At 62.4% G+C, this 25,240-nt stretch carries 27 protein-coding genes; 12 read left to right on the forward strand and 15 right to left on the reverse strand.

The window, feature by feature from the left end:
- Nucleotides 1-121: 121 nt before the first annotated feature.
- Nucleotides 122-1,297 carry a multidrug effflux MFS transporter gene (locus NT26_RS16755; protein WP_052640398.1) on the forward strand — a complete coding sequence of 392 codons (1,176 nt, stop codon included), beginning with the start codon at nt 122-124 and terminating at the stop codon, nt 1,295-1,297.
- A 54-nt stretch (nt 1,298-1,351) separates the two neighbouring features.
- On the opposite strand, the gene NT26_RS16760 is transcribed toward NT26_RS16755, so the two are convergent.
- Nucleotides 1,352-2,575, reverse strand: a complete 1,224-nt coding sequence (locus NT26_RS16760; RefSeq protein ID WP_052640399.1) for an argininosuccinate synthase — start codon at nt 2,573-2,575, stop codon at nt 1,352-1,354.
- A 166-nt stretch (nt 2,576-2,741) separates the two neighbouring features.
- Between NT26_RS16760 and NT26_RS16765 the strand changes: the two genes are divergently transcribed.
- Nucleotides 2,742-3,602 carry an SDR family NAD(P)-dependent oxidoreductase gene (locus NT26_RS16765; protein WP_052640400.1) on the forward strand — a complete coding sequence of 287 codons (861 nt, stop codon included), beginning with the start codon at nt 2,742-2,744 and terminating at the stop codon, nt 3,600-3,602.
- A gap of 62 nt (nt 3,603-3,664) precedes the next feature.
- Entirely contained in the window at nt 3,665-4,306 is a 642-nt protein-coding gene (locus NT26_RS16770; protein ID WP_052640401.1) for a LysE family translocator, read from the forward strand.
- Nucleotides 4,307-4,314: 8 nt separating this feature from the next.
- Here the strand turns inward: NT26_RS16770 and tenA are convergent, their stop codons facing one another.
- From tenA to NT26_RS16820, 10 genes are all read right to left on the reverse strand, one after another.
- Entirely contained in the window at nt 4,315-4,977 is a 663-nt protein-coding gene (gene tenA / locus NT26_RS16775; protein WP_052640403.1) for a thiaminase II, read from the reverse strand.
- Nucleotides 4,978-5,016: 39 nt separating this feature from the next.
- A complete protein-coding gene (locus NT26_RS16780) occupies nt 5,017-5,811 on the reverse strand; it encodes an ABC transporter ATP-binding protein (protein WP_052640405.1) in 795 nt (264 codons plus the stop codon).
- On the reverse strand, nt 5,808-6,689 hold the full coding sequence (locus NT26_RS16785; protein WP_052642302.1) for an ABC transporter permease: 882 nt from the start codon (nt 6,687-6,689) through the stop codon (nt 5,808-5,810). Before NT26_RS16785 ends, NT26_RS16780 begins: the two co-directional genes overlap by 4 nt.
- A 99-nt stretch (nt 6,690-6,788) precedes the next feature.
- Entirely contained in the window at nt 6,789-7,742 is a 954-nt protein-coding gene (locus tag NT26_RS16790) for an ABC transporter substrate-binding protein (protein ID WP_052640407.1), read from the reverse strand.
- A 90-nt stretch (nt 7,743-7,832) separates the two neighbouring features.
- Nucleotides 7,833-9,071, reverse strand: a complete 1,239-nt coding sequence (rlmN, locus tag NT26_RS16795) for a dual-specificity RNA methyltransferase RlmN (RefSeq protein WP_052640409.1) — start codon at nt 9,069-9,071, stop codon at nt 7,833-7,835.
- 209 nt (nt 9,072-9,280) lie between these two features.
- Nucleotides 9,281-9,784 carry an invasion associated locus B family protein gene (locus NT26_RS16800; protein ID WP_052640410.1) on the reverse strand — a complete coding sequence of 168 codons (504 nt, stop codon included), beginning with the start codon at nt 9,782-9,784 and terminating at the stop codon, nt 9,281-9,283.
- Nucleotides 9,785-10,027: 243 nt separating this feature from the next.
- Entirely contained in the window at nt 10,028-10,420 is a 393-nt protein-coding gene (locus NT26_RS16805; protein ID WP_052640412.1) for a YkvA family protein, read from the reverse strand.
- Between the two features lie 55 nt (nt 10,421-10,475).
- Nucleotides 10,476-10,778 carry a 4a-hydroxytetrahydrobiopterin dehydratase gene (locus tag NT26_RS16810; RefSeq protein ID WP_052640415.1) on the reverse strand — a complete coding sequence of 101 codons (303 nt, stop codon included), beginning with the start codon at nt 10,776-10,778 and terminating at the stop codon, nt 10,476-10,478.
- A gap of 18 nt (nt 10,779-10,796) precedes the next feature.
- Entirely contained in the window at nt 10,797-11,384 is a 588-nt protein-coding gene (gene thpR / locus NT26_RS16815) for an RNA 2',3'-cyclic phosphodiesterase (protein WP_052640417.1), read from the reverse strand.
- A gap of 67 nt (nt 11,385-11,451) precedes the next feature.
- The gene (locus NT26_RS16820; RefSeq protein WP_052640418.1) at nt 11,452-12,093 is read right to left on the reverse strand and encodes an arylesterase; all 642 of its coding nucleotides are present in this window, start codon (nt 12,091-12,093) and stop codon (nt 11,452-11,454) included.
- Between the two features lie 73 nt (nt 12,094-12,166).
- Between NT26_RS16820 and NT26_RS16825 the strand changes: the two genes are divergently transcribed.
- The 4 genes from NT26_RS16825 to NT26_RS16840 all read left to right on the forward strand — a co-directional run bounded on the left by NT26_RS16825 (nt 12,167) and on the right by NT26_RS16840 (nt 17,045).
- The gene (locus tag NT26_RS16825) at nt 12,167-12,877 is read left to right on the forward strand and encodes an ABC transporter ATP-binding protein (RefSeq protein WP_052640420.1); all 711 of its coding nucleotides are present in this window, start codon (nt 12,167-12,169) and stop codon (nt 12,875-12,877) included.
- Nucleotides 12,874-15,417, forward strand: coding sequence for an ABC transporter permease (locus NT26_RS16830; RefSeq protein WP_052640422.1), 2,544 nt, complete (start codon nt 12,874-12,876; stop codon nt 15,415-15,417). Before NT26_RS16825 ends, NT26_RS16830 begins: the two co-directional genes overlap by 4 nt.
- A 215-nt stretch (nt 15,418-15,632) precedes the next feature.
- Nucleotides 15,633-16,379, forward strand: a complete 747-nt coding sequence (locus NT26_RS16835; RefSeq protein ID WP_052640424.1) for a Bax inhibitor-1/YccA family protein — start codon at nt 15,633-15,635, stop codon at nt 16,377-16,379.
- A 108-nt stretch (nt 16,380-16,487) separates the two neighbouring features.
- The gene (locus NT26_RS16840; RefSeq protein WP_052640426.1) at nt 16,488-17,045 is read left to right on the forward strand and encodes a GNAT family N-acetyltransferase; all 558 of its coding nucleotides are present in this window, start codon (nt 16,488-16,490) and stop codon (nt 17,043-17,045) included.
- On the opposite strand, the gene NT26_RS16845 is transcribed toward NT26_RS16840, so the two are convergent.
- From NT26_RS16845 to acnA, 4 genes are all read right to left on the reverse strand, one after another.
- Nucleotides 17,042-17,428 (reverse strand): DUF2794 domain-containing protein, encoded by a 387-nt coding sequence (locus NT26_RS16845; RefSeq protein WP_052640428.1) that lies wholly within the window; start codon nt 17,426-17,428, stop codon nt 17,042-17,044. The genes NT26_RS16840 and NT26_RS16845 overlap by 4 nt on opposite strands.
- Before the next feature lie 255 nt (nt 17,429-17,683).
- Nucleotides 17,684-18,433 (reverse strand): DUF1223 domain-containing protein, encoded by a 750-nt coding sequence (locus tag NT26_RS16850; RefSeq protein WP_052640430.1) that lies wholly within the window; start codon nt 18,431-18,433, stop codon nt 17,684-17,686.
- A gap of 154 nt (nt 18,434-18,587) precedes the next feature.
- Nucleotides 18,588-19,325, reverse strand: a complete 738-nt coding sequence (locus NT26_RS16855) for a TSUP family transporter (protein ID WP_052640432.1) — start codon at nt 19,323-19,325, stop codon at nt 18,588-18,590.
- Nucleotides 19,326-19,400: 75 nt separating this feature from the next.
- Nucleotides 19,401-22,094: an aconitate hydratase AcnA gene (gene acnA, locus NT26_RS16860; protein ID WP_052642304.1), complete on the reverse strand. Its 2,694-nt coding sequence runs from the start codon at nt 22,092-22,094 to the stop codon at nt 19,401-19,403.
- 265 nt (nt 22,095-22,359) lie between these two features.
- On the opposite strand from acnA, the gene ccmA reads away from it, so the two are divergent.
- Genes ccmA through NT26_RS16885 form a run of 5 tightly spaced genes read left to right on the forward strand, consistent with a single transcriptional unit; the run spans nt 22,360 to nt 25,240 of the window.
- On the forward strand, nt 22,360-23,007 hold the full coding sequence (gene ccmA, locus NT26_RS16865; protein WP_052640433.1) for a heme ABC exporter ATP-binding protein CcmA: 648 nt from the start codon (nt 22,360-22,362) through the stop codon (nt 23,005-23,007).
- On the forward strand, nt 23,004-23,663 hold the full coding sequence (gene ccmB / locus NT26_RS16870; RefSeq protein WP_052640436.1) for a heme exporter protein CcmB: 660 nt from the start codon (nt 23,004-23,006) through the stop codon (nt 23,661-23,663). The genes ccmA and ccmB overlap by 4 nt, the downstream gene beginning before the upstream one ends.
- Before the next feature lie 44 nt (nt 23,664-23,707).
- Nucleotides 23,708-24,466: a heme ABC transporter permease gene (locus NT26_RS16875; RefSeq protein ID WP_052640438.1), complete on the forward strand. Its 759-nt coding sequence runs from the start codon at nt 23,708-23,710 to the stop codon at nt 24,464-24,466.
- Nucleotide 24,467: 1 nt separating this feature from the next.
- On the forward strand, nt 24,468-24,641 hold the full coding sequence (gene ccmD, locus NT26_RS16880) for a heme exporter protein CcmD (RefSeq protein WP_052640439.1): 174 nt from the start codon (nt 24,468-24,470) through the stop codon (nt 24,639-24,641).
- The gene (locus NT26_RS16885; RefSeq protein ID WP_052640442.1) at nt 24,638-25,240 is read left to right on the forward strand and encodes a DsbE family thiol:disulfide interchange protein; all 603 of its coding nucleotides are present in this window, start codon (nt 24,638-24,640) and stop codon (nt 25,238-25,240) included. Before ccmD ends, NT26_RS16885 begins: the two co-directional genes overlap by 4 nt.

Consider the following 25,240-nt stretch of genomic DNA (forward strand, 5'->3'; position numbering starts at 1 on the left):
CCCCCTTCCCCGGATGCCGCCCATGCGGCGGACCCTGGACCACATCAAACCCACCGGCAGCAACCTGTCTTGCCGAAACTGGCCCGCGATGAAAGCCAACAATCCCCAACCCGCCTCCACCATGACGCCGCGCCGAACTGCTTTGCTCGGTGCCCTGCTGACCGCCCTTGGACCGGTTTCGATGGCGATCTACACGCCGGCCATGCCGGAACTCGTCGACGCCTTCTCCACCACGGAAGGCGCGATCAAGATGTCGCTCTCGCTCTATTTTGCGGGTTTTGCGGTGGCCCAACTGCTGGCAGGCCCGGCATCCGATGCATTCGGCCGCAAGGCCTCGACAGTCGGTTTCCTGCTGATCTATCTGGCGGGGTCAGTGCTTGCCGCCATGGCGCCGAGCATCGACCTGATCCTTGCAGGACGCCTCATCCAGGGCATTGGCGCCTCTGTCGGCATTACCGTTGCCCGGGCAGTGGTACGCGACCAGTTCGTCGGCAAGGAAGCGGCGAGCATCATGAACCTCATCGCCATCATGCTCACGGTGGCCCCGGCGCTGGGCCCGACGCTGGGCGGCCTGTCGCTCGCCGCCTTCGGCTGGAAATCGGTCTTCCTGCTGATGCTTGGCTTTGGCATCATTGCCATTGGCAGCGTGAGCCTCTTTCTGCGCGAAACCACTGTTCCCGATCGTACGCGACTGCGCCCCGCGCGGCTGTTCAAAGGCTACGCCGAGGTTCTTTCGAACCCTCGTTTCACGCTCGCCTCCCTCGTCATCGGCGGCTCCATCGGTGCGCTATATGCACAATCCACCATGCTGCCCTTCGTGCTGATCGGCGAAGTCGGCCTGTCGCCGACAGAGTTCGGGCTTGGCATGCTGGTGCAGACGGGCTCCTACCTCGCCGGCTCGATTGCCCTGCGCAAGGTGTCGCACCGCATCTCGGGCCATCGCGCCGTCGTCATCGGACTCTGCTTCTCGGCCATGGGCGGAATTATCATGGCCCTCTCTGTCGCGCTGCTCCCGCCGAGCTTCCTGTCCATCATGATCCCGGTCGGCATCTGCACCTTCGGCATCGCCTTCGTCAGCCCGCATATCATCACAGTCGGCATGGCGCCCTTCCCGCATATCGCGGGATCCGCATCGGCAATGATGGGTTTCATCCAGATGAGCTGCGGATTCCTCGGCGGCCTGGCTGCGGCCATGATCGGCGCGCCTCTGCCTGCCTTCGGTACGGTCATCCCGTTCATGGAGTTCATGGCCGTCGGCAGCTATCTCGCATACCTGGCGCTCGACCGGCGGACGTGAAGAAGCCGCCCTCGCGTCAGCGGGAGCGGCTTCAGCAAACGGCGATCTGGGATCTTAGCCCTCGAGGTTGCGCTTTGCGAGCGTGCGCAGGCGAAGCGCGTTCAGCTTGATGAAGCCTGCCGCGTCCTTCTGGTCATAGGCGCCCTGGTCGTCCTCGAAGGTGACCAGCTTGTCGGAGTAGAGCGACTTGGGGGACTCGCGGCCGACGACCATGACATTGCCCTTGTAGAGCTTCAGCGTCACTTCGCCCTCGACATGCTCCTGGCTCTTGTCAATGGCAGCCTGCAGCATCTCGCGCTCCGGCGAGAACCAGAAGCCGTAGTAGATCAGTTCCGCATAACGCGGCATCAAATCGTCCTTGAGGTGGGCAGCACCTCGGTCGAGCGTGATCGACTCGATTGCCCGGTGAGCGGTAAGCAGGATCGTGCCACCGGGAGTTTCGTAGACGCCGCGGCTCTTCATGCCGACGAAGCGGTTTTCCACCAGGTCCAGACGTCCGATGCCGTTGTCGCGGCCATAGTCGTTGAGCTTGGCGAGCAGCGTCGCAGGCGACAGGCGCTCGCCGTTGATCGAGACGGCGTCGCCGCGCTCGAAGCCGATCTTGATGATGGTCGCCTTGTCCGGTGCGGCTTCCGGCGAGATCGTGCGCATGTGCACGTATTCAGGCGCCTCCTGGCTGGGATCCTCGAGTACCTTGCCCTCGGACGAGGAGTGCAGCAGGTTCGCGTCGACGGAGAAAGGTGCCTCGCCCTTCTTGTCCTTTGCCACCGGGATCTGGTTCTTCTCGGCGAAATCGAGCAGATCCGTCCGGCTCTTGAACGCCCAGTCGCGCCAGGGCGCGATGATCTTGATGTCGGGGTTCAGGGCATAGGCCGAAAGCTCGAACCGTACCTGGTCGTTGCCCTTGCCGGTCGCACCGTGGGCGATCGCGTCGGCACCGGTCTTCCTGGCAATCTCGATGAGGTGCTTGGAAATCAGCGGACGAGCGATCGAGGTGCCAAGCAGGTAGACACCTTCATAGACGGCATTGGCGCGGAACATCGGGAAGACGAAGTCGCGGACGAATTCTTCGCGCACGTCCTCGATGAAAATCTCCTTGATCCCCAGCATCTCTGCCTTCTTGCGCGCCGGCTCGAGCTCTTCGCCCTGGCCAAGGTCGGCGGTGAAGGTGACGACTTCGGCGCCGAGTTCGGTCTGCAGCCACTTGAGGATGATGGAGGTATCAAGTCCGCCGGAATAGGCAAGAACGACTTTCTTCACGTCTTTGGGGAGTGCCATGATGTCTTGGTCCACTTAGGATGAGCGCGTGCGCCCGGGGGCGCTAGATGGCCGGCACTTTTAGCGAGTTTGCCTTCTGGTGCAAGATGTGACGGGTTCGACATGTTGACCGCGTAGTGTATGGCCCCAGATTAGCCGCCTGCACGACATTTCGAAGGAGCAAGCCATGGCCGACATTCATCCCGCCATCAAGAAGGGCAATGTTGCCGTTGTCACCGGAGCTGCCTCCGGCATCGGCCTTGCGACCGCCAAGCGCTTCGCCGAACTCGGGCTGTGCGTCGTGCTCGCAGATCTGGAGGGGGACACACTCGCCAGCGCCTGCCGCGAAGTCGCAGCTCTGGCGGAAGGTGGCGAGGCTGACGTGACCGCCATCGGCACCGACGTCTCACAGCCCGCCGAACTGGAGTCCTTGGAGCGCGCCGTCATCCAGAAATATGGTCGCGTACACATCCTCATGAACAATGCGGGTATCCAGCCCGGAAGTTCGCTGTTCGGCCCTCAGGCCAATTGGGACAGGGTGCTTGCGGTCAACCTGATGGGTGTCGTCAACGGCAGCCGCATCTTCGGCCCGGGCATGATCTCTCACGGCGAGCCAGCGCTCGTCATCAATACCGGCTCCAAGCAGGGCATTACCACGCCACCGGGCGATCCGGCCTACAACGTCTCGAAGGCGGGCGTGAAGGCATTCACCGAAGCGCTGCAGCACGAGCTGCGAAACACGGAGAACTGCCGTGTCAGCGCTCACCTGCTGATCCCCGGCTTCGTCTTCACTCCGCTGACCGCCAACGGCCGTACGGAGAAACCTGAAGGCGCGTGGACGCCCGATCAGACAGTCGAGTACATGCTGGACAGCCTTGCCCGCGGCGACTTCTACATCCTCTGCCCCGACAACGATGTGGATCGCAGGACGGATGAGCGGCGCATCCTCTGGGCAGCCGGTGACATCATCGAGAACCGGCCGCCATTGTCGCGCTGGCATCCAGATTTTGCGGAGGCGTCGAAGGCATTCATCGCGCAGCGGGAATGATTGGCAGCGGCGGGAAACGGGAGTAAGGAAGCACTGTTCATACTCCGCTTTCCGGGTTACCCATGGATTTCCTGCCGAGCCTGCCGACGTTACTCGCCTTCACAGCGGCCAGCCTCCTGCTGGCGGTGACGCCGGGTCCTGACATGACGCTGTCGATCAGCCGCGCGCTGGCGCAGGGCCGCGGGCCGGCGCTGTTCGTCGTCGTCGGCACGTCAACCGGCATCCTGATCCACACGCTGCTCGTTGCATTCGGCATTTCGGCGCTGATCACTGCATCCCCTACCGCCTTCTTCATCCTGAAGACCGGCGGAGCCGGTTATCTGCTCTGGCTGGCGATCCAGGCCCTGCGCTCAGGCTCGAACCTGTCGGTCGAGAAGGTCGAAGGTGTAAAGGGATCCGTCCTTGCCAACGTCTCCACCGGGCTCTGGGTCAATCTGCTCAATCCCAAGGTCATCATCTTCTTCATGACCTTCCTGCCGCAGTTCGTCACTGCAAGCGATCCGGATGTCACGCAGAAGCTGATCTTCCTCGGCGTCTTCTTCATCCTCGTCGGATCGCCGGTCAATGTCATCGTGATCCTGCTGGCGGACAAGCTTGCCGGTTGGCTGCAGGCGAACCCGAAGGTCCTGCGCGGAATCGACTACACCTTTGCCGGCGTCTTCTCCGTCTTCGCGTTCAAGATCTTCATGACGCAGGCACGCTGAGCGGCAGGTCAGGACAAATCGAGACCCATCTGCCAGAAATCGGCCTCCAGGCGCGTCGCGTCCCGGAAGACGACGGAGAGCCGGTCGAGCCGCGTCTCGTCCACCTGGGATAGCCGCTGGTTCAACCAGGCGAGCTCCGATGCCACCGCGGTCTGGTACTCCTCCCCGGCATACATCTCGATCCAGTCGCCATAGGGGTTGCCTGCCGTCCTGGTGAACGGCTGGCTCAGGAGCCACCGTACAATCTCCGCATAGCCGATGATGCAGGGCGCCAGTGCAACATGCAGATCGAGCAGATCGCCGCTCATCCCGGCATCGAGGACATACCGCGTATAGGCCAGGGTCGCGCGGGATTCCGGCAGTCCCGCCAGTTCCGCCTCATCGATCCCCCAGGTGGCGCAATATCGAACATGGAGACCGATCTCCACATCCACGATGGCCTTCAGGGCTTCGAGGCCCTGCCGGATCTCCGCGAGATCCCGGCTCTTGTAGACCGCGAGGCCCCAGGCCCGCGCGAACTGGACAAGGAACAGGTAGTCCTGCTTCAGGTAGTGCCTGAAAGCAGCTTCGGGCAGTGTTCCGGCGGCAAGTTCCCGCACGAACCGATGCTCGCAGTAGCCCTGCCAGTCTTCGGCGCTGCGCGCTTTCAGAGCCTCGAAGGGGCTTTGCATGTCTCCTCCGTCGTGTGGGCACTCTTCGCTGTTGGAGATCTAGCCGATCAGCAGCGCGTCGTCGTCCAGCGTCTCGCCGCGCATTTTGCGGAACATGGCGATCAAATCCTCGACCTGCAGGTCCTTGCGGCTGTCGCCGCTGACGTCGAGGACGATCTCTCCGCCGTGCAGCATGATCGTGCGGTGACCGAAGTCCAGCGCCTGGCGCATGGAATGGGTCACCATCAGCGTCGTCAGCTTGCGCTCGGACACGACCCGCTGGGTGAGTTTCATGATGAATTCCGCCATGCCCGGATCGAGCGCTGCGGTATGTTCGTCGAGAAGCAGGACTTCCGATCCGGCCAGGGTCGCCATGACCAGCGAGACGGCCTGCCGCTGCCCGCCCGACAGAAGGTCCATCCGGTCCTTCATCCTGTTTTCCAGGCCGAGATTAAGTTCGGCGACGCGCTCGCGGAAATGGGCGCGCCGGTTTGGTCCAAGCGCAGCCTTCAGTCCCCGCCGTTCGCCTCGCCGTGCGGCGAGAGCAAGATTCTCCTCGATCGACAAGGCGCCGCAGCTGCCGGTCAGCGGATCCTGGAAGACCCGGGCAACGAGACCGGCCCGTGCAGCCGTCGGCTTCCGCGTCACGTCGGTCATGCCGACCGTGACCTTGCCCTCGTTCGGCAGCACGTCGCCCGCCAGCACGCCGAGCAGCGTCGACTTGCCTGCACCGTTCGAGCCGATGACCGTGACGAAGGAGCCCTGCTCGATCGTCAGGCTCACACCTTTCAGCGCTTCCTTCTGAAGAGGGGTTCCCTTGCCGAAGGTGACATGGATGTTCTTGAGATCAATCACGATCTGGCTCCTCCGCGACGCAGGTGCGGCAGGATGAGCGCCACGGCCACCAGGACGGCAGTCACCAAATTGAGGTCGGAGGCCTTCAGCCCCAGCGCATCCGTCGACAACGCAAGCTGGATCGCGATGCGATAGAGGATCGAGCCGACGATGCAGCCGATGAGCGCAAACAGGATGCCCCGGGCGCCGAACAGCGTTTCGCCGATGATCACCGCCGCCAGACCAACGACGATCGTGCCGACGCCGGACGTGACGTCGGCAAATCCATTGGTCTGGGCAAACAGAGCGCCGCCGAGCGCCACGAGCGCATTCGACAGCGCCAATCCGAGATAGACTTGCCTGCGCGTATCGACGCCCTGTGCGCGCGCCATGCGAGCATTGGCGCCGGTCGCCCGCATGGCAAGCCCCGCATCGCTTTCAAGGAAGCGCCAGACGAGGATCACCGCGATCACCACCAGCACGCCGACGAACAGCGGCCGCACGTAGACTTCCCGCAGGCCGATGCCGAAGAAGGGGCTGAGCATGGTGTCGGCATTGATGAGGGCGACATTCGGCTTGCCCATCACCCGCAGGTTGACCGAGAAGAGCGCGATCATCGTCAGGATGGAGGCAAGCAGATTGAGAATGCGGAAGCGCACGTTGAGGAAGGCCGTTACGAGGCCCGCCAAGGCGCCTGCAACCATGGCAATCGCTGCCGCAAGCCACGGATTGAAGCCTGTCGTGATCAGCACGGCGGCCACCGCTGCGCCGAGCGGAAACGAGCCGTCCACCGTCAGGTCGGGGAAATCGAGCACCCGGAAGGTAAGAAACACGCCAATGGCAACGAAGGCAAAGACCAGCCCCAGTTCCACTGCGCCCCAAAAGGCGATCTGACTCAGCACCCTGGTGCTCTCCTGCTTTATCCGCCGCACGGCGGCGGACTGATGTTGTCGGGGGTGTCGACGCTCGGTGGTCGACCCCCCCCGATATGCCGTAGCTTACTCGACGATGCGGGTTGCGCGCGACAGAACGGCGTCGGAGAAGGTGACGCCCATCTTCTCGGCGGCCTTCTTGTTGATCACGAGGTCCGTACCGGCGGCAACCTTCACCGGAATGTCGCCTGGAGCCTCGCCCTTCAGGACGCGGACCACGACTTCGCCCGTCTGCTTGCCGACATCGAAGTAGTTGAAGCCGAGCGCAGCAAGTGCACCACGCGCAACGGAGTCCGTGTCACCGGCAAAGAGCGGCAGCTTTGCTTCCTCGGCCACGCCGACGGCTGCCTCGAATGCGGAAACAATAGTGTTATCGGTCGGGATGTAGAGGACATCCGCCCGCCCCACGAGCGCGCGGGTTGCGCCCTGCACCTCGGCAGACTTCGTCGCGACGGACTCGATCACCTCGAGGCCTGCCTTGGCAGCTTCTTCCTTGAGAGCCGCAAGGGTCGAGACGGAGTTGGCTTCCGCGGTGTTGTACACGAAGCCCACCGACTTCGCATCCGGGGTGATCTCCTTGATCAGGGCGATATGGTCAGCCACGGGCGACATGTCGGAGATGCCGGTCACATTGCCGCCGGGCTTGTCCATGTCCTTGACCAGTTGCGCGCCGAGCGGGTCGGAGACAGCCGTGAAGACGATGGCGATGTCGCGGGTTGCCGAAACCACGGCCTGCGCGGAAGGCGTCGAGATCGGCACGATGACGGTTGGCTCCTCGCCGACGAACTGGCGGGCGATCTGCGCCGCCGTGCCGGGGTTACCTTGGGCCGACTCGTAGAGGAAGGTCAGGTTCTCGCCTTCCTTGTAGCCGGCCTCGGAGAGTGCCTCCTTGATGCCGTCACGGGCGGCATCAAGGGCGGGATGCTCGACGATTGCGGTCACCGCAACAGTAACATCCTGAGCCTTGGCAGGCATGGCGAGAGCCGTCGCGGCGGCGAGGGCGAGAATGAGATTGCGCATGTTCTCCTCCAGAGATCGCTTCTTTCCGTCACGTCTCTTATGGAGCCAAAGAACCGAAATCAACCGGATGGTGATAACGAGAGCTGCGGATCAGTCATCCTCGCCGTGACCGGCGATCATCATGGCCTCGAAAGCGAGGCGCTCGGTCTTGCGCATGCGCTCCGATTCCGACTTCAACTGTCCGCAGGCAGCAAGGATGTCGCGCCCGCGCGGCGTGCGGATCGGCGAAGCATAGCCCGCCTGGTTGATGAAGTCGGCGAACTTCTCGATCGTCGCCCAGTCGGAGCACTGGTAGTTGGTGCCTGGCCAGGGGTTGAACGGGATCAGGTTGATCTTTGCCGGAACGCCCTTGAGCAGCTTCACCAGTTCCTTGGCGTCCTCCAGGCTGTCGTTGACGTCCTTCAGCATCACATATTCGAAGGTAATGCGGCGGGCATTCGACAGGCCAGGATAGGCGCGGCAGGCTTCGATCAGTTCCTTCAGCGGATACTTCTTGTTGATCGGCACCAGCATGTCGCGCAGCTCGTCGCGCACCGCATGCAGGGAGATCGCCAGCATGACGCCGATCTCCTCGCCGGTGCGGTAGATTTCCGGAACCACGCCGGAGGTCGAGAGGGTGATGCGTCGCTTGGAGAGCGACAGCCCGTCACCATCCGAGGCGATCAGCAGAGCCGTCTTCACCGCCTCGAAATTATAGAGTGGCTCCCCCATCCCCATCATCACGATATTGGTGATCTTGCGATCGCTCGACGGGATCATCGCCCCCTGCGGCACATCGCGATCCGGAAAATCGCCGAGACGATCACGCGCCAGCAGCAGCTGTGCCAGGATCTCTTCCGCCGTCAGGTTGCGCACCAGGCGCTGCGTGCCGGTATGGCAGAAGGAACAGGTGAGAGAACAGCCCACCTGGCTGGAGATGCAGAGCGTGCCGCGGCCTTCCTCCGGGATGTAGACAGTCTCCACCTCGACAGGGCGACCGGCACCACGCGGCGGAAAGCGCAGCAGCCATTTGCGCGTGCCGTCATTGGAGACCTGCTCCTCGACGACCTCCGGACGAGCGATGGTGAAGTGCTCCTTCAGCATCTGCCGCATGTCTTTCGCGACATTGGTCATCGCGTCGAAGTCTGAAACGCCGCGGATATAGAGCCAGTGCCAGAGTTGGCTGACGCGCATGCGCACCTGCTTCTCCGGAACACCCTTCTCCTTGAGGGCGTCCGCCATCTGCTCGCGCGTGAGCCCGATGAGCGAGGGCTTCGTGCCCGCAAGTTCGGGGCGAACGACAAGCGGCGCTTTCACCGCGGGGTCGAGAACGGCTTCGGAGACTGACATTGACGGGTCCTGTTCAAACGCATGCGCCCGCCGCGGCGGAGTTGTCATCGGGCATGTTGTGCTTGAGATTGCCGCGCGGCATCTGTGGCCTACGGGTATATTTGCGGCGGCACATAGCATCAAATCGTGGCCGCGTCACCATTCTTCAAGACGCAGTAAAGGCCGGTCCTGCAACCGGCCTTTACTGGAATACTGTCGTGGCACCCGATTTACTTGCAGGATTCGATCTGCTTCAGCGCCGCCGAGATGCCGGAGAGCGAATAGGAATAGGACGTGCTGGTGCCACGGCCGGAGGTCGCCTTGACGGTCATGTTCGAACCACCCTTCATGGCCGCGACCAGGGCGGGCTCCTCTGCCGCATTCTCGACCCAAGCTGCCTTGTCCTTGGTGAACATCACGAAGGTCTTGCCGTCGATGGTGACGTTGACCTTGGAATTCGACTGCAGCGGATAGCCCATCATCGCCTGCGGCTCGTAGGAGATGTTCTGGCCCGGGCGCTGCGAGACGATGAAGAAGATGTCGCCATGATCGACATTGGCGGGTTCCTTGGCCGTCGGCACGGAGAGTACGTAGCAGACCGTGCCGCCGGAGGCCTTGTATGAATAAGCGCCCCATGCCTTGAACTGCTGGATGCGGGTGGGGGATTGGGCAGATGCGATGCCGGCGGCGGCCAGCATCAAGGTCACTGCAGTTGCTACGGTTTTAACAGACATGGTCTCCTGCCGCTTCTCTACTGGGGGCCGATAAGGCAAGCCTGGTCAGGCATCATCACGATTCGGTTTAATTTGACTTAATTGCGGTTACCAAACCGTCAACAGCGTCCGATGAAGTGCAGACTACCTGTTCGTGGATGAACGGGAGCTTTACGACGACCGCGCCATTCGCCACTGACCGGGAGAATTGGGCAAGAATTTGGCTGGGCGGGCGCTTAGTCAGCTTGCTCAGCCTCGTTGAAGCTAGGCTGGATTTGTGCTGGCGTCCGGGTCCTGCGCCAGAGCCTTGTCAGCGGCATCATAGTGACGGTCGGCAATATGGCCCTGGATCATCCTAAGTGCAGCGGCGATTACAGCCATGTCGTCCGTGAACCCTACCACGGCAAAGACGTCCGGCAGGAAGTCCAGGGGAAGGATGAAATAGGCCAGCGCCGCGAACAGTATCCCCCGAACGCGGGTCGGCGTCCTCGGATCCATGGCGCAGTAATAGGCGGCAACCAGATCGCGGCTGAACGGGATGCTTGCTGCTACACGCTTCAGCTTCGGCCAGAACTTTGCCCGCACCTGCTTCTCGCGCCGATCCTGCGTTTCCTCGTCACCCGGCAGGAGAATTTCACCAATCTTCACGTCGTCCATAAACTCTAACCCGTGCGAAACCTGCTCCCTCATGTGGGGCGTGGTCCGATGGACGTCAATCGCCGCGGCCTGCAGCCCGGTTCATCGCTCGCGCAAGCTTGACGTCCTTTTCCGTTACCCCGCCGGCATCGTGGGTAGTCAGAGTCACGTCGACCCGGGAATAGACGTTGAACCATTCCGGATGATGGTTCATCCGCTCCGCAACCAGTGCACATTCTGCCATGAAGCCGAACGCCTGGCTGAAGTTCCGGAACCGGAAGCTTCGCGAGATAGCGGCGCCGTCTTCACGTAGCGTCCAGCCGGGAAGTCCACTGAGTTCCCGTTCGATGACTTCGGAAGAAAGCTTGTCCAGAGACATCGGACAGACGCTCCCGGCTCAGACAAAGCTCTTGATCGGCTCCACCGAGGACCGGTTCGTGCCGCTTCCGAAGTCGCGGAGGTCGAAAGCCTCTTCGGTCACGTAAGGTCCGCCGCCGATCGAGTCCTTGGACGACATCAGAACGAACCTGGACACCTTGAACGGCAGCGTATGGAAGTCGCCCCGCCCGGAGAGATAGGTGACGACGTCGTCGAGCCTGCAGGCCTTCAGTCGTGCCAGCGTCACGTGCGGCATGAACTTGCGCGGATCCGGTGGGAGACCGATACGCTGGCAGATCCGCTCGATCTCCGACTGGAGCGCCGCCATTTCCTGGGAGGGCGAAACGCCGGCCCAGATGGAATGGGGCTTCTTCGAACCGAAGGAGCCGATGCCGTTCAGGCTGATCTGGAATTCGGGCCGGTCGATGCGGTCCAGCCGGTCGACGATCTCGTCGGCCGTGCGTCCATCCACGTCGCCGATGAAGCGCAGGGTGACGTGATAGTTTTCGACGTCGATCCAGCGTGCGCCAGGCAAGCCGCCGCGAAGGAGCGACAGGCTCATGGCGATGTTGCGCGGGACTTCGAGGGCGGTGAAAAGTCTCGGCATTGCGAACCTCCTCGAATCTCTTGCGTCTGTTAACAGCGAATCACGGGTGCCGGTTCCTTGCAAGTTGTTATTTCCCCGCCGTGCGGATGTCCCCCAGAAAGGCTTCAACGGCAGGCAAGGAGCGCTCCACCATGATCCCGACGCCTTTCGCATTCGGATGCATGCCGTCCTCCAACTGCGTCCCCGCAACCGCGACGACACCGTCGAGGAAGAAGGGATAGAGCGGCACATCGTGTTTTTCCGCCAGGCGCGGGTAGATCTCGTTGTAGCGCTCAGAATACGCGCTGCCCATGTTCGGCGGCGCCATCATTCCGGCGAGCAGCACCGGAATGTTCCGCTCCTTCAGGCGGGATATGATGGCGTCCAGATTCTTTTCGGTCTCGTCCGGGGAAATCCCCCGCAGCGCGTCGTTGGCGCCAAGCTCCAGGATGACGCCATCGGTGCCATCCGGTACGGACCAGTCGACGCGAGAAAGGCCACCCGATGTCGTGTCTCCGGAAACGCCGGCATTGGTAACGACGACATCATGCCCTTTGGCTTGCAGGGCGGTCTCGAGTTGCGCCGTATAGGACTCGCTCGGCGCAAGCTGGTAGCCCGCCATCAGGCTGTCGCCGAAACCGACCAGCTGTATGGGCTGCTGCGCAGCCACCGGCCAGACAGCCATGAATGACATGACGAGGAAGTGAAAGAGGATTGCTTTAAATCTCAAGGCCCGGTTCCTAAATTCGCGCTGCCGTGGCGCGGCTTCGGTTTTGCTGAAAGTCAATATAGGAAGCTTTGTTTTGACTGAAACCATCATCGAGTTGAACCAGGCGGATCTTACACTCGGAAGCGCCGCGGCATCCGTCCATGTATTGAAGCAGATCGATCTGCAGGTTCGCCGGGGCGAAGCCGTCGGCATCGTCGGTCCTTCAGGATCGGGCAAGTCGACCTTGCTGATGGTGTTGGCTGGTCTTGAGCGCCTCGACAAGGGCGAGATACACATTGCCGGGGAGCCCCTGCACGCCCTCTCGGAAGATGCGCTCGCCGATTTCCGCGGCCGCAATATCGGCATCGTCTTCCAGTCCTTCCATCTGATCGCCAACATGACCGCGCTGGAAAACGTCGCTGTGCCCCTGGAACTCGCCAATGTCCGCAACCCGTTCGACATCGCCCAGCGGGAACTGGCCGCGGTCGGGCTCGGAGAGCGCCTCAGCCATTATCCGGGGCAGTTGTCAGGCGGCGAGCAGCAGCGCGTGGCCATCGCGCGGGCTCTCGCGCCATCACCCCTGGTCCTGATCGCCGATGAGCCGACCGGAAACCTCGATACCGAAACGGGACGCCAGATCGCCGACCTCCTCTTCGCCAAGCAGGCCGAGCGCGGCATGACAATGCTGCTCGTCACCCACGACAATGCCCTTGCCGCCCGCTGCACCCGGCAGATCCGTGTCCGCTCCGGCGAAATCGTCGGGGATACGGCAGTCAACGCAGCACCGGAAGCGGTGCGCGCATGACCCGGTTTGGTCAAAGGCTGGGGACCGCATGGAGGCTGGCTCTTCGCGAAATGCGCGGAGGGCTTTCGGGCTTCTATATCTTCCTTGCCTGCATCGCCCTCGGCACCGGCGCAATCGCCGCAGTCAACTCGGTCTCGCGAGCCATCACTGGGGCCATAGCAACGCAGGGACAGGACATCCTCGCCGGCGATATCCGCTTCGAACTCGACAATCGCGAGGCGGCACCCGAGGAACTTGCCTTCCTGCAAAGCCTTGGCGAACTTTCGGTTTCAACCGGCCTGCGCTCCATGGCGCGTGTCCCCGACGGCTCCGATCAGGGGTTGGTGGAAGTGAAGGCCGTCGACGGCGCTTATCCCCTCTACGGCGAGTTCGAGGCCGAGCCCAACCTTCCGCTCGCTGAACTGCTGCAGCAGGATGGCGAGGTATTCGGTGCAGTGGCCGCGCCGCTCCTGCTCGACCGGCTCGGAATTCGCGTGGGAGACGAACTTCTGCTCGGCAATGCCCGCTTGCGCCTCGCTGCGACGGTTGCCAGCGAGCCTGATGCCATTTCCGACGGTTTCGGCTTCGCACCGCGCCTGCTGATAAGCCGCGAGGCATTGATGGCATCCGGCCTCGTCCAGACCGGCAGCCTGGTCGAACACGCCTACAAGATCCGCCTTGACCAACCAGCCGTGCGCAGCACCCTTCCCGCACGCGCCGCTGCGGAATTCCCCAATGCCGGATGGTCCATCCGTACTGCCGATCGCGCGGCACCTTCGCTCACGGAGAATGTCGAGCGTTTCTCGCAGTTTCTGACGCTCGTCGGGCTGACTGCACTGATCGTTGGCGGTGTCGGTGTCGCCAACGCCGTGCGCGCCTTTCTCGACGCGAAGCGGACCACAATCGCCACATTCAAATGCCTCGGCGCGCCCGCAGCCATCATCGCAGCCGTTTACCTCATCCAGATCCTGATGCTGGCTGCAATCGGCATTGCGATCGGCCTTGTGATTGGTGCCGTTGCACCGTTCATTGCGATGCGGTTCCTGGAAGGCGTGCTCCCCGTCCCGGAGGAGGTCGTCTTCTATCCCGGTGCGCTCGCGATGGCGGCTCTCTTCGGGCTCCTCATCACCTTCGCCTTCTCGGTGCTTCCCCTGGGGCACGCCCGCGAGGTGCCCGCGACCGCACTCTTCCGTGAACAGAGCTTCGACCAGGCAAGGTTTCCATCCTGGCCATACGTGCTCGCCGCAGCAGCCGCGCTGGCGGCTCTCGCTTCCCTGGCGATTGCGACCGCCGAGGAGCGCTTCATCGCCAGTGTCTTCCTTGCCGCTGTAGCTGGCGCATTCATCCTGCTTCGGCTCGTCGCACTGCTGATTTCAGCCCTTGCCCGCCGCAGTCCGCGCGTCAACTCACCGGCTCTTCGACTGGCGATCGGCAATATTCACCGCCCGGGCGCGCTCACGTCATCCGTCGTGCTGTCCCTCGGCCTCGGGCTTGCGCTGCTCGTCACCCTCGCTTTGATCGACGGCAATCTGCGCCGGCAGTTGACCGGCAGAATGGCCGAGCAGGCGCCGAACTTCTTCTTCGTCGACATCCAGAGCGCCGAACGCGAGGGATTCCTCGACATCCTCCACAAGCACGCGCCGGAGGGAAAGATCAACCAGGTGCCGATGCTGCGCGGCCGCATCATCGCCTTCAACGACCAGGACGTCGCCCAGATGAACGTTCCGCCTGGAGGCAGATGGGTCCTCAGGGGCGATCGCGGGATCACCTATGAAGAGACCCTTCCCACCAATTCCACGCTGACCGAAGGCACCTGGTGGCCAAGGGACCATGACGGAGAACCGCTGGTCTCCTTCTCGGCGGAGGAAGCCGGGGAACTTGGCCTTGCGATCGGCGATACCGTCACCGTCAACGTCCTTGGCCGCAACATTACCGCGCGCATCGCCAACTTCCGCCAGGTGGAATGGGAATCGCTATCGATCAACTTCGTGATGGTCTTCTCCCCCAACACCTTCCGTGGCGCACCGCATGCGTGGCTGGCGACGCTCACGGACCCCGATGCCACGGCCACCGAAGAGGCCGCCATCCTGCGGGATGTGACGGGCGCTTATCCGACGATCACCAGTGTCCGGGTGAAGGACGCAATCGACATTGTCGACCAGCTCGTCGGCCAGTTGGCGACAGCCATCCGGGCCGCAGCTGCCGTCGCCCTCGTCGCGTCTGTCCTGGTTCTCGCAGGCGCCCTTGCCGCGGGGAACCGCGCCCGCACCCATGACGCTGTCATCCTGAAGACGCTCGGCGGAACCCGTGCCCTGCTGATCCGGGCCTTCAGCTACGAGTACATGATCCTCGGAGCGGCGACGGCTGTTTTCGCACTCGTCGCCGGCGGCACGGCTTCCTGGCTCGTTGTCAGCCGCATCATGAACTTGCCGTCGATCTTTCTTCCGGATGTGGCCCTGGTGACGCTCCTCGGGGCCCTCGTCCTCACGGTGGGGATCGGCCTGATCGGGACCTGGAGAGTCCTGGGGCAGAAGGCGGGTCCGGTGTTGCGGGAACTTTAGTCGCCGGCTTCCGTAGCATGGCCTGATCACATCCGCGTCAGCGGAGGCATTTCGACGCCTTCGGTGCGGTCGATTCGGCGTATTTCGCCGCCTAACCACTTGTAGAACAGGCGATCTGCCATCATATTCGGAGCAGGCATGCTGAGCTCCGCAGCGGCGCCTGGGATTGTTGGTCCCGACACCGTGACTAAACACGGAGCTTGAATGAGGAAACTATGGCTGACTCCAAAAACTACCAGAACCGTATGGCGCAGGGCCACGCGCAAGCGGGGGCGATGATCGACGAAGGTCTTCGCGCCTACATGCTCAAGGTCTACAACCTGATGGCGCTGGGCCTGGCGATCACCGGCGTTGCGGCTTTCTTGACATGGCAGATGGCGGTTGCCGATGGCCAGCTGACCGGCTTCGGGCAGATGCTCTACGCCAGCCCGCTGAAGTGGGTGATCATGCTGGCTCCGCTCGGCATGGTATTCTTCCTGAGCTTCCGCATCAATTCGATGAGCGTCGCTGCAGCCCAGACGACCTTCTGGATCTATGCGGCAATGATGGGTCTCTCGCTGTCCTCGATCTTCCTGGTCTTTACCGGTGAGAGCATCGTCCAGACGTTCTTCGTGACCGCAGCCTCCTTCGGTGCGCTATCGCTCTACGGCTATACGACCAAGAAGGACCTGTCAGGCTTCGGCACCTTCCTGATCATGGGCCTGTTCGGCCTGATCATCGCCTCGATCGTCAACATCTTCCTGCAGTCTTCGGCAATGGGCTTCGCCATTTCCGTGATCGGCGTTCTCGTCTTCGCCGGCCTGACGGCCTACGACACGCAGAAGATCAAGGAAATGTACTGGGACGGCGACGAAGCCGTGGTGGCTGGCCGCAAGGCTATCATGGGTGCCCTCACCCTCTACCTCGACTTCATCAACCTGTTCATGTTCCTCCTGCAGTTCCTCGGCAATCGCAACGAGTAACAGCATCGGAAACGGCAGACGAAAAGGCGGCCTCCGGGCCGCCTTTTTTTGTTGCCCGGCGTGCGCTGCGGCAATAGGTTCGCTCAGGTTCCTCCTCGGCATCACCCCATGACCTTCACACTGCGCGACGCTTCACCTTCCGATCTCCCGGCAATCACGGCCATATATGAAGACTGCGTCCTGAACGGGACAGCGAGCTACGAGCTCGACCCACCCGACACTGTTGAAATGGAAGCCCGCTTCGCCGCAATCTGCGGCAAGGGCTACCCTTATATTGCCGCCGAAGATCCGGAGGGTAATCTCCTCGGCTATGCCTATGCATCCGCCTTCCGGACCCGACCTGCCTATCGCTGGCTCGTCGAGGACTCCATCTACCTTGCCCCCGAAGCCCGCGGCCGCGGGATCGGCAAGGCACTGCTATCCGAACTGCTGACGCGCTGCACGAGCATGGGTTTCCGGCAGATGGTGGCGGTGATCGGCGGCGCGAGCCCCGCATCCATTGCCGTCCACGAAACCCTCGGCTTCAGGACCACCGGCAGGCTGGAGGCAACCGGCTTCAAGCATGGCCGGTGGCTCGACACGGTACTCATGCAAAGATCGCTCGGAGATGGCGCCACGACGGATCCGGACGCCCTTGCCTATCCCGGCACGCTCTACCCAGGCTAGTCGATCAGTTTCAGCACCTTGTCGAAGACCCGCAGCACCTGCGGCAGCTCGTGGCCCCGCTTGAGGATCATCCCGTGCGCGTTCATGACAGAGTACTGGCCCTGCTTGGCCGCCAGCTTGGGGTTCTTCTCGATCCGGTAGAGCGGCATCTCGCCGGAACGCTTGAAGATCGAGAAGATCGCGCGGTCCTTCAAATGGTCGATGGCATAGTCCTTCCACTCGCCCTCGCCGACCATGCGTCCGTAGATCCGCAGGATGGCATCCAACTCTCGCCGGTGGAAGGTGACGGGGACGGGGTCTCGGCTCTGGCGGTATTCGGTCAGGCTGACGACGACGTCGTCTTCTTGGCTGCGGAGGCTCCGCAAATCCGGCTGATCCGTCATCACGACTCCATGAATGATGTCAGTCGCATGACAGTTTGCCTCAGCGGGGGCAAAAAGCAATCGGCTACGCATCTTTTGACGAACAGCAGCGGGTTTTTAATCTTGCCGCATTTCGAACAAAACACTGCCGGATTCGCGGACAAAAGTCCGAGCGTTGGTTGGCTTTTCAGCCCCAATAGATCCGGCCCGGTTGCATTGACCCTTACCCCCAGCCCCCCAATGTCTCCGGGTCGGATCGCCTCCCAAGCATCGCTTCTAGTAGCGCTTGCGCCCTGCCATCAGGATCGTCGCCCCGAGGATGGAAGCTGGCTCCCCGCCGGAGCCTGAGCGTTGCAGCAGGATTGCGCACCCATCCTTCTTCCACTTGCCCATGAACTTGCCCGGCAGTGACAGCTTGAGCGGCTTTCCCTGCCACATCCCGACCGACTGCACATCGTAGACGCTGTGCCAGTATTCCATGGTCTTGCCGGCATTCTCGCCCTTCGAGACCTCGACATCCTGCCGCTTGGTGAAATACGCGACGACTACTTCGGCCTCGCCCTGGCCCTCGCCGATCTCGATCTCGATCTCCTTGCCCCGCATGCGGGCGACAACCGGCACCGTCAGACCCTGGCCCTCGGCCTTTAGCCTGTCCACTGTGGCGTTGATCGTGCTGAGTTCCGTCCCCTTCACGTGATCCCGGCCATTGATCACCGCCTGAGGCGTGTAGACGCCGGTTCGGCCAAGCGATTCGGCATACCCATATTGCCGTTCGGTATTGGCCTTGGAGCTGAGCGTGTCGGTCCAGCCAAGGTAGTTCCAGTAATCGACGTGGTAGGAGAGGGCGACGACATCGCCTTGATGTACCAGTTTCTTCAACACGGCATCTGCCGGCGGGCAGGAGGAGCATCCCTGCGACGTGAACAGCTCGACCACACCTTTCGGCGTCTTGCCCTCTTCTGCCGAGGCTGCGGCGGCAGCCAGAACGCCGGCAAGGAATATCGCTCTGCGGACGATGGGCAGCATGAATGCAAACCTCTTGAACTGACATTTGTTAGCCACGGCTGACCGCGGGGATCAAGAGGCTAACGGAAGAACTCGGGCCAAAGTAAACGGGCGGACGGCTCAAGAGGAAGTCACGATGGGGTGAGGAGCTTCCGAGTCTGCACCCGCGCAACAGTCACATCAACTGGTGGAGCCCCTGCAGCAGGTAGACCCCTCCGACACCGGTAACGATCCAGCGGGTCCAGCTTCGGAAGGACAGGTCTGTCATCCGCTGCAGGACGATGTTGCCGGTCCGCGTCCCCAAGATGGCGATCGGTGCGGCCAGAAGGATCGCGAGCCAGTCTGATGCAGGCAGTGCGGCGGCAGCCTGCCAGTAGAAGACCACCTTCGTCGCATGCGAAACGAGCTGCATCGCCGCCTTGGTGGCAATGACCTTGCGGCGATCCATCATGGTGCGGATGAAAAAGATGTCGATCGTCGGCCCGGAGACACCGACCCCCATGGCAAGAGCTCCGGCGACGAAGCCGCAGGCGAGGGCGTGAGACGGGCGGGAGGCATCCAGTTGCAGGCGCTGGACCGGCAGCCACACGAGAACCGGCATCAACCCGAGAACAATGGATACCACGACAAGGTTTGGCGTGTAGTTCACCACCGTCAGTAGAGCCGCCGCGATCAGGAGGCCGAGACACAGGATCGCCAGGATCCGGTAATCGATATAATGCCGCGAAAACCAGGCGCGGGAGCCGTTGGCGACCATCTGGATGACGCCGTGCACGGCGATCGCAGTGGCGACTGGCATCAGGAAAAGCAGGACCCAGAGAAGGATCAGTCCGCCGGCCATGCCGAACACGCCGGAAAGCAGCGATGTCAGGAAGACCGTCAGCGCCATGCCTGCAAGGATGGCTGGGCTCAAGGATATGCTCCGGCGAATACGGCCCCAGGCCGCCGAAACACCCGCCGGACAGGTCCGGCGGGTGCAAGTTGGTTGTCAGGCAGCCAGATCGCGGAGAACGGTCTGCAGGATGCCGCCATTGTTCATGTAGGTGACCTCGTCGAGAGTATCGATGCGGCAGAGAATGTTCACTTCCTTCACCGAGCCGTCGCCGTAGGTAATCCTCGCCGTCTTCCATTCGCGCGGCTTGATCGGACCTTCCAGCCCCTCGATCGTCACCGTTTCGTCGCCCTTGAGGTTGAGGCTGGCCCAGCTGGTGCCTTCCTCAAGGACGAACGGAACGACGCCCATACCGACCAGGTTCGAGCGGTGGATACGCTCGAACGACTGCGCAATCACAGCCTTGACCCCGAGAAGATTGGTACCCTTCGCGGCCCAGTCACGGGACGAACCGTTGCCGTATTCGACGCCGGCGAAGATGACGAGCGGGACACCTTCTTCCTTGTACTTCATGGCCGCGTCGTAGATCGACATCTCTTCCTTCGACGGATAGTGGATTGTGTAGCCACCTTCCTTGCCGTTCGGGCCGAGCATGTGGTTGCGAAGGCGGATGTTGGCGAAGGTGCCACGCATCATCACCTCATGGTTGCCGCGGCGCGTGCCGTACTGGTTGAAGTCGGCAACGCCAACGCCATGCTCCATGAGATAGGAACCTGCCGGCGAGGCCGCCTTGATCGAACCGGCCGGCGAGATGTGGTCGGTGGTGATCTTGTCGCCAAGGAGACCGAGGATACGGGCGCCCTTGATGTCCTTGAGGCCGGTGCCCGTCTTGCCCATGCCGACGAAGTAGGGCGGGTTCTGGACATAGGTGGAGTCGTCGTCCCAAGCGTAAGTCTGCCCCGGCGGCACCTGAACGGCCTGCCAGTTCTCGTCGCCCTTGAACACGTCCGCATACTTCGACTCGTAGAGTTCGCGCGTGACGTACTTCAGGATGAACTCCTGGATCTCGTGCGAGGTCGGCCAGATGTCCTTCAGGTAGACAGGGTTGCCGTTCTGGTCTTCACCGATCGGCTCCTTCGTCAGGTCCTTTTGCACCGTGCCGGCCAAAGCATAGGCGACGACGAGCGGCGGCGAGGCCAGGTAGTTCGCCTGGACATCCGGCGAGATGCGGCCTTCGAAGTTGCGGTTGCCGGAAAGAACGCCCGATACGATCAGGCCCTTGTCGTTGATCGTCTTGGAGATCGGCGCCGGCAGCGGACCGGAATTGCCTATGCAGGTCGTGCAACCGAAGCCGACGAGGTTGAAGCCGAGCTTGTCCAGATCCGTCTGCAGACCGGACTTTGCAAGGTATTCTCCGACCACCTGCGATCCAGGCGCCAGCGAAGTCTTCACCCACGGCTTGGTCTTCAGGCCCTTGGCAACGGCATTACGGGCCAGCAGGCCTGCGGCAATGAGCACGCTGGGGTTGGACGTGTTGGTGCAGGACGTGATCGCAGCAATCGCGACGTCGCCATGGCCGAGATCGAAGTCCGCGCCCTCAACCGCATAGCGCGTGTCGAGCTGGCCCGGCTTCTTGTAGTCTGCCTCAAGGGCAGAGGCGAAGCCGGAGGCGATGTTCTCGAGCGCGATGCGGCCTTCCGGACGCTTCGGGCCGGCCATGGACGGCACGACGTCGCCGAGGTCCAGTTCAAGCGTATCGGTGAAGACGAGCTCGGAGCCATCGCCTTCGCGCCACATGCCCTGAGCCTTGGAATAAGCTTCCACCAGCGCGATCCGCTCGCGGGTACGGCCGGACATGGTAAGGTAGTTGATGGTTTCGCCGTCGACCGGGAAGAAGCCGCAGGTGGCGCCATATTCCGGGCCCATGTTGCCGATGGTCGCACGGTCGGCGAGCGGCATGTTGTCCATGCCCGGTCCGAAGAACTCGACGAACTTCGAGACGACGCCCTTCTTGCGCAGCATCTGTACCACGGTCAGCACGAGGTCGGTCGCCGTGACGCCTTCCTTCAGCTTGCCGGTGAGCTTGAAGCCGATGACTTCCGGCAGGAGCATGGAGACCGGCTGGCCAAGCATTGCCGCCTCCGCCTCGATGCCGCCAACACCCCAGCCGAGAACGCCAAGGCCGTTGATCATGGTGGTGTGGCTGTCGGTGCCGACGCAAGTGTCCGGATAGGCAATCGTCTCGCCGTCCTCATCCTTCGTCCAGACGGTCTGGCCGAGATACTCGAGGTTGACCTGGTGACAGATACCGGTGCCTGGAGGGACCACGCGGAAGTTCTCGAACGCCTGCTGCCCCCATTTCAGGAAGCGGTAGCGTTCGCCATTGCGCTCGTACTCAAGTTCGACGTTGCGGGCGAAGGCGGTCGGCGTGCCGAACTCGTCGACGATGACGGAGTGGTCGATCACGAGGTCGACCGGGACCAGCGGGTTGATCTTTTCCGGGTCGCCGCCGAGCGAAACCATGGCGTCGCGCATCGCAGCGAGGTCAACCACGGCCGGCACACCGGTGAAGTCCTGCATTAGTACGCGAGCGGGACGATAGGCAATTTCGCTTTCCACCGTACCCTTGTTGTTGAGCCATTCGGCGACGGCAAGGATATGCTCCTTGGTAACGGACCGTCCGTCCTCGTGGCGCAGCAGGTTTTCGAGCAGCACCTTCATCGAGAAGGGGAGCTTCGAAACGCCGGGTAGACCGTTCGCTTCCGCCTTGGGCAGGCTGTAGTAGACATAGTCCTTGCCGCCCACGGTAAGGACGGAGCGACAATTGAAGCTGTCGAGAGATTTAGCCACGGACAATAACCCCGCTGATATGAGAGCCAACACGCGCGTGCGGACGCCTATGCACTTATGCACATCAGGATGCGGGTGCGACCATTTCCGCTGTCCGCACGAGAAGATTGAGGTCTTCAGGTTCGGCGCAAGATGATAATCACGCCGGCCGCTGGCGTGGTTGCGAAGCTTATAGATAATTTCTAAGAAGGGTTCCAGACCGCTTTGTGCTCATTGCATACAAAAATTCTGCTCAGGTAATTTGAATCCTAATGAAGGACCTGCCATGCGGCTGACAGCCGAAAAGCTTGCGGCCCGGCGCGGGGAAGACCTGCTTTTTTCGGACATTTCCTTCGAACTCGGCGCAGGTGAAGGACTTATCCTCATCGGCAGGAACGGCTCCGGCAAGTCGACGCTCCTGCGGGTAGTGGCGGGCCTGCTTCGCCCAGAGTTCGGTCAGGTCAGATGGTCCTCCTCCTCGACAGACGATGCGATTCGGGCCAGCGAAGCCTGCCACTATCTCGGCCATCGCAATGCAATGAAGGCGGAGCTGTCGGTGCAGGAGAACCTCGCCTTCTGGAAGGAATTCTGCGGGGATTTCGGCGGCGGCGAGGGCGTTTCGGTCGCCGAGGCCGCCGAACAGGTAGGCCTCGGCGGCATTGCTCATCTTCCCTTCGGCTATCTCTCCGCAGGACAGCAGCGCCGCATGGCCTTCGCCAAGCTTCTCGTCTCCTACCGCCCGGTCTGGATCCTCGACGAACCGACTGCCGCCCTTGACACCAGGGCGGAGGCGACCTTTGCCGATCTCATCCGCCAGCACCTGGCCCGTGGCGGCATTCTTCTCGCCGCAACCCACCAGCCGCTCGGTATCGAGGGGATGCAGGAACTGCGGATGACGGGGTTTGCCGGTGTGGCAGAGGAGTTCGCGGCATGATGTCCCTGCTGCTCCGCGACCTGAAGCTGTCCGTGCGTGCCGGCGGCGGCGCCCTGATCGGCGTCCTCTTCTTCATGACCGTCGTCGCGGTCATTCCGTTCGGGGTTGGCCCCGACCTCAACCTGCTCTCCCGCATCGGCCCGGCCATTGTCTGGATCGGGGCGCTCCTCGCGGCGCTGCTCGGGCTCGACCGCCTCTTCCAGACGGAGCGGGACGACGGCTCGCTCGACCTGATCCTGATGCAGGAGCACCCGCTGGTGCTCACCGTGCTGGTCAAGTGCCTCGCCCACTGGCTGGCCAACAGCCTGCCGCTGGTGATCGCCTCGCCGCTTCTCGGCCTGTTCATGAACATGAGTGAAGTCGCCATCGGCGCGGTCGCCGTGACTTTACTCGTCGGCACGCCTGCCCTCACCTTTATCGGCGCCGTGGGAGCCGCGGTCGCGGTAAGCCTGCCGAGGGGCGGTCTGCTGGTATCGATCCTCGTTCTGCCGCTCGCCATACCGGTGCTGATCTTCGGCGTCAGTGCATCCTATGCGGCGGTCCAGGACCCTGCCCCGTTTATGCCGCCATTCCTGATATTATTAGCGATCACGATGTTTTTCGCAGTTATCGGCCCGCTCGGTGCATCGCTTGCTTTGCGCAACGCGAGCGATTGACTAGGATCAAGCCCGAAAGCGCCGTTTCTGCCTAGAAAGAACCCATGACCGAAAGCCTCGCCATCACAAAGTTCAGCGACCTCGCCAACCCGACCCGCTTCCTGAATTTGTCGGGGCGGATCCTGCCTTGGCTGGGCTGTCTGACCGCCGGCCTCTTCGCGGTCGGCCTCTATCTCAGCTTCACGACCGAAGGCGACTACCAGCAGGGCGAGACCGTGCGCATCATGTACGTGCACGTCCCGGCAGCATGGCTGTCGATGATGTGCTACACGGTGATGGCGCTTTCGGCCATCGGCACGCTGGTCTGGCGTCATCCGCTTGCCGATGTCAGCCACAAGGCCGCCGCCCCGCTCGGCGCAGCCTTCACGCTGATCGCGCTCGCGACCGGATCGCTCTGGGGTAAGCCCATGTGGGGCACGTGGTGGGTCTGGGACGCGCGGCTGACTTCGGTCTTCGTGCTTTTCCTGATGTATCTCGGCCTGATTGCGCTGAACCGGGCGATGGACGACCCGTCGAAGGCCGCACGGGTCAGCGCCGTGCTCATTCTCGTCGGCTTCGTGAATATCCCGGTCATCAAGTTCTCGGTCGAGTGGTGGAACACGCTGCACCAGCCGGCGAGCGTCGTGCGGCTGGATGGCCCGACGATCGATCCGGAATTCCTGATCCCGCTGCTGGTGATGGCGTTCGCCTTTACCTTCCTCTTCTTCACGCTGCACCTCATGGCGATGCGAAACGAGATCTGGCGCCGCCGGATCACGGCGCAACGACGCATGGCGGCGCGCATGGCGAGCCGGGAGAGCTGAGATGGGCCACGATTTCTACATCGCAGTATCTTATGGCGTCTCGGGCTTGATCATCGCGCTCATGCTCGGTTGGATATGGCTGGACGGGCGTGCCCGACAGCGGGAGCTTGCGGAACTGGAAGCCTCCGGCATCCGGCGGCGCTCCTCTGCACCCGTCAAGGATGGCGCCGCATGACCAGCGAGATCGACAAAGCACCCGCCCGCCGGCGCGGCATCGGCCGGTATCTCTTGGCGCTCATACCGCTGGCCGTCTTCGCGGGCTTTGCCCTCGTCGCGGGCAAGATGCTCTACGACCAGGACGTCAACGGCCGCGACATTTCCGCCATTCCCTCCGCGCTGATCGGCCAGAAGGCGCCATCACTGGCCCTGCCGGCTCTCGAAGGTTCGAACACGCCAGCGCTTACGGATGCGGCGATCGACGGCAAGCTGACACTCGTTAACGTCTTCGCCTCCTGGTGTGTCCCCTGCCGGCAGGAGCATCCTTTCTTGAAGGAATTGGCGAAGGACGAACGGCTGACGGTGGTCGGCATCAACTACAAGGACCGCAACGACAACGCGCTGCGCTTCCTCGGCGAGCTCGGCAATCCCTATGATGCGATCGGCGTCGATCCGAACGGCAAGGCCGCCATCGACTGGGGTGTCTACGGCATTCCGGAAAGCTATCTTGTCGGGACGGACGGGACCATCCTCTACAAGAAGGTCGGTCCGTTTGACGAACGCAGCCTGACGCAGGAACTGCTGCCGGCCATCGAGAAAGCCGCCTCCGGAACCTGA

The organism is Pseudorhizobium banfieldiae (assembly GCF_000967425.1).
Classification (GTDB): Bacteria; Pseudomonadota; Alphaproteobacteria; order Rhizobiales; family Rhizobiaceae; genus Neorhizobium; species Neorhizobium banfieldiae.

Excerpts from the sequence above, each read along its gene's own strand:
- NT26_RS16765 (WP_052640400.1), top strand. The coding sequence starts at position 2,742 with ATGGCCGACATTCATCCCGCCATCAAGAAGGGCAATGTTGCCGTTGTC.
- ccmD (WP_052640439.1), top strand. The coding sequence starts at position 24,468 with ATGGGCCACGATTTCTACATCGCAGTATCTTATGGCGTCTCGGGCTTG.
- NT26_RS16835 (WP_052640424.1), top strand. The coding sequence starts at position 15,633 with ATGGCTGACTCCAAAAACTACCAGAACCGTATGGCGCAGGGCCACGCG.
- NT26_RS16850 (WP_052640430.1), bottom strand. The coding sequence starts at position 18,433 with ATGCTGCCCATCGTCCGCAGAGCGATATTCCTTGCCGGCGTTCTGGCT.
- NT26_RS16830 (WP_052640422.1), top strand. The coding sequence starts at position 12,874 with ATGACCCGGTTTGGTCAAAGGCTGGGGACCGCATGGAGGCTGGCTCTT.
- NT26_RS16845 (WP_052640428.1), bottom strand. The coding sequence starts at position 17,428 with ATGACGGATCAGCCGGATTTGCGGAGCCTCCGCAGCCAAGAAGACGAC.
- NT26_RS16790 (WP_052640407.1), bottom strand. The coding sequence starts at position 7,742 with ATGCGCAATCTCATTCTCGCCCTCGCCGCCGCGACGGCTCTCGCCATG.
- NT26_RS16755 (WP_052640398.1), top strand. The coding sequence starts at position 122 with ATGACGCCGCGCCGAACTGCTTTGCTCGGTGCCCTGCTGACCGCCCTT.
- NT26_RS16805 (WP_052640412.1), bottom strand. The coding sequence starts at position 10,420 with ATGGACGACGTGAAGATTGGTGAAATTCTCCTGCCGGGTGACGAGGAA.
- NT26_RS16770 (WP_052640401.1), top strand. The coding sequence starts at position 3,665 with ATGGATTTCCTGCCGAGCCTGCCGACGTTACTCGCCTTCACAGCGGCC.
- ccmA (WP_052640433.1), top strand. The coding sequence starts at position 22,360 with ATGCGGCTGACAGCCGAAAAGCTTGCGGCCCGGCGCGGGGAAGACCTG.
- NT26_RS16810 (WP_052640415.1), bottom strand. The coding sequence starts at position 10,778 with ATGTCTCTGGACAAGCTTTCTTCCGAAGTCATCGAACGGGAACTCAGT.
- NT26_RS16885 (WP_052640442.1), top strand. The coding sequence starts at position 24,638 with ATGACCAGCGAGATCGACAAAGCACCCGCCCGCCGGCGCGGCATCGGC.
- ccmB (WP_052640436.1), top strand. The coding sequence starts at position 23,004 with ATGATGTCCCTGCTGCTCCGCGACCTGAAGCTGTCCGTGCGTGCCGGC.
- NT26_RS16800 (WP_052640410.1), bottom strand. The coding sequence starts at position 9,784 with ATGTCTGTTAAAACCGTAGCAACTGCAGTGACCTTGATGCTGGCCGCC.
- NT26_RS16760 (WP_052640399.1), bottom strand. The coding sequence starts at position 2,575 with ATGGCACTCCCCAAAGACGTGAAGAAAGTCGTTCTTGCCTATTCCGGC.
- rlmN (WP_052640409.1), bottom strand. The coding sequence starts at position 9,071 with ATGTCAGTCTCCGAAGCCGTTCTCGACCCCGCGGTGAAAGCGCCGCTT.
- NT26_RS16840 (WP_052640426.1), top strand. The coding sequence starts at position 16,488 with ATGACCTTCACACTGCGCGACGCTTCACCTTCCGATCTCCCGGCAATC.
- NT26_RS16875 (WP_052640438.1), top strand. The coding sequence starts at position 23,708 with ATGACCGAAAGCCTCGCCATCACAAAGTTCAGCGACCTCGCCAACCCG.
- tenA (WP_052640403.1), bottom strand. The coding sequence starts at position 4,977 with ATGCAAAGCCCCTTCGAGGCTCTGAAAGCGCGCAGCGCCGAAGACTGG.
- thpR (WP_052640417.1), bottom strand. The coding sequence starts at position 11,384 with ATGCCGAGACTTTTCACCGCCCTCGAAGTCCCGCGCAACATCGCCATG.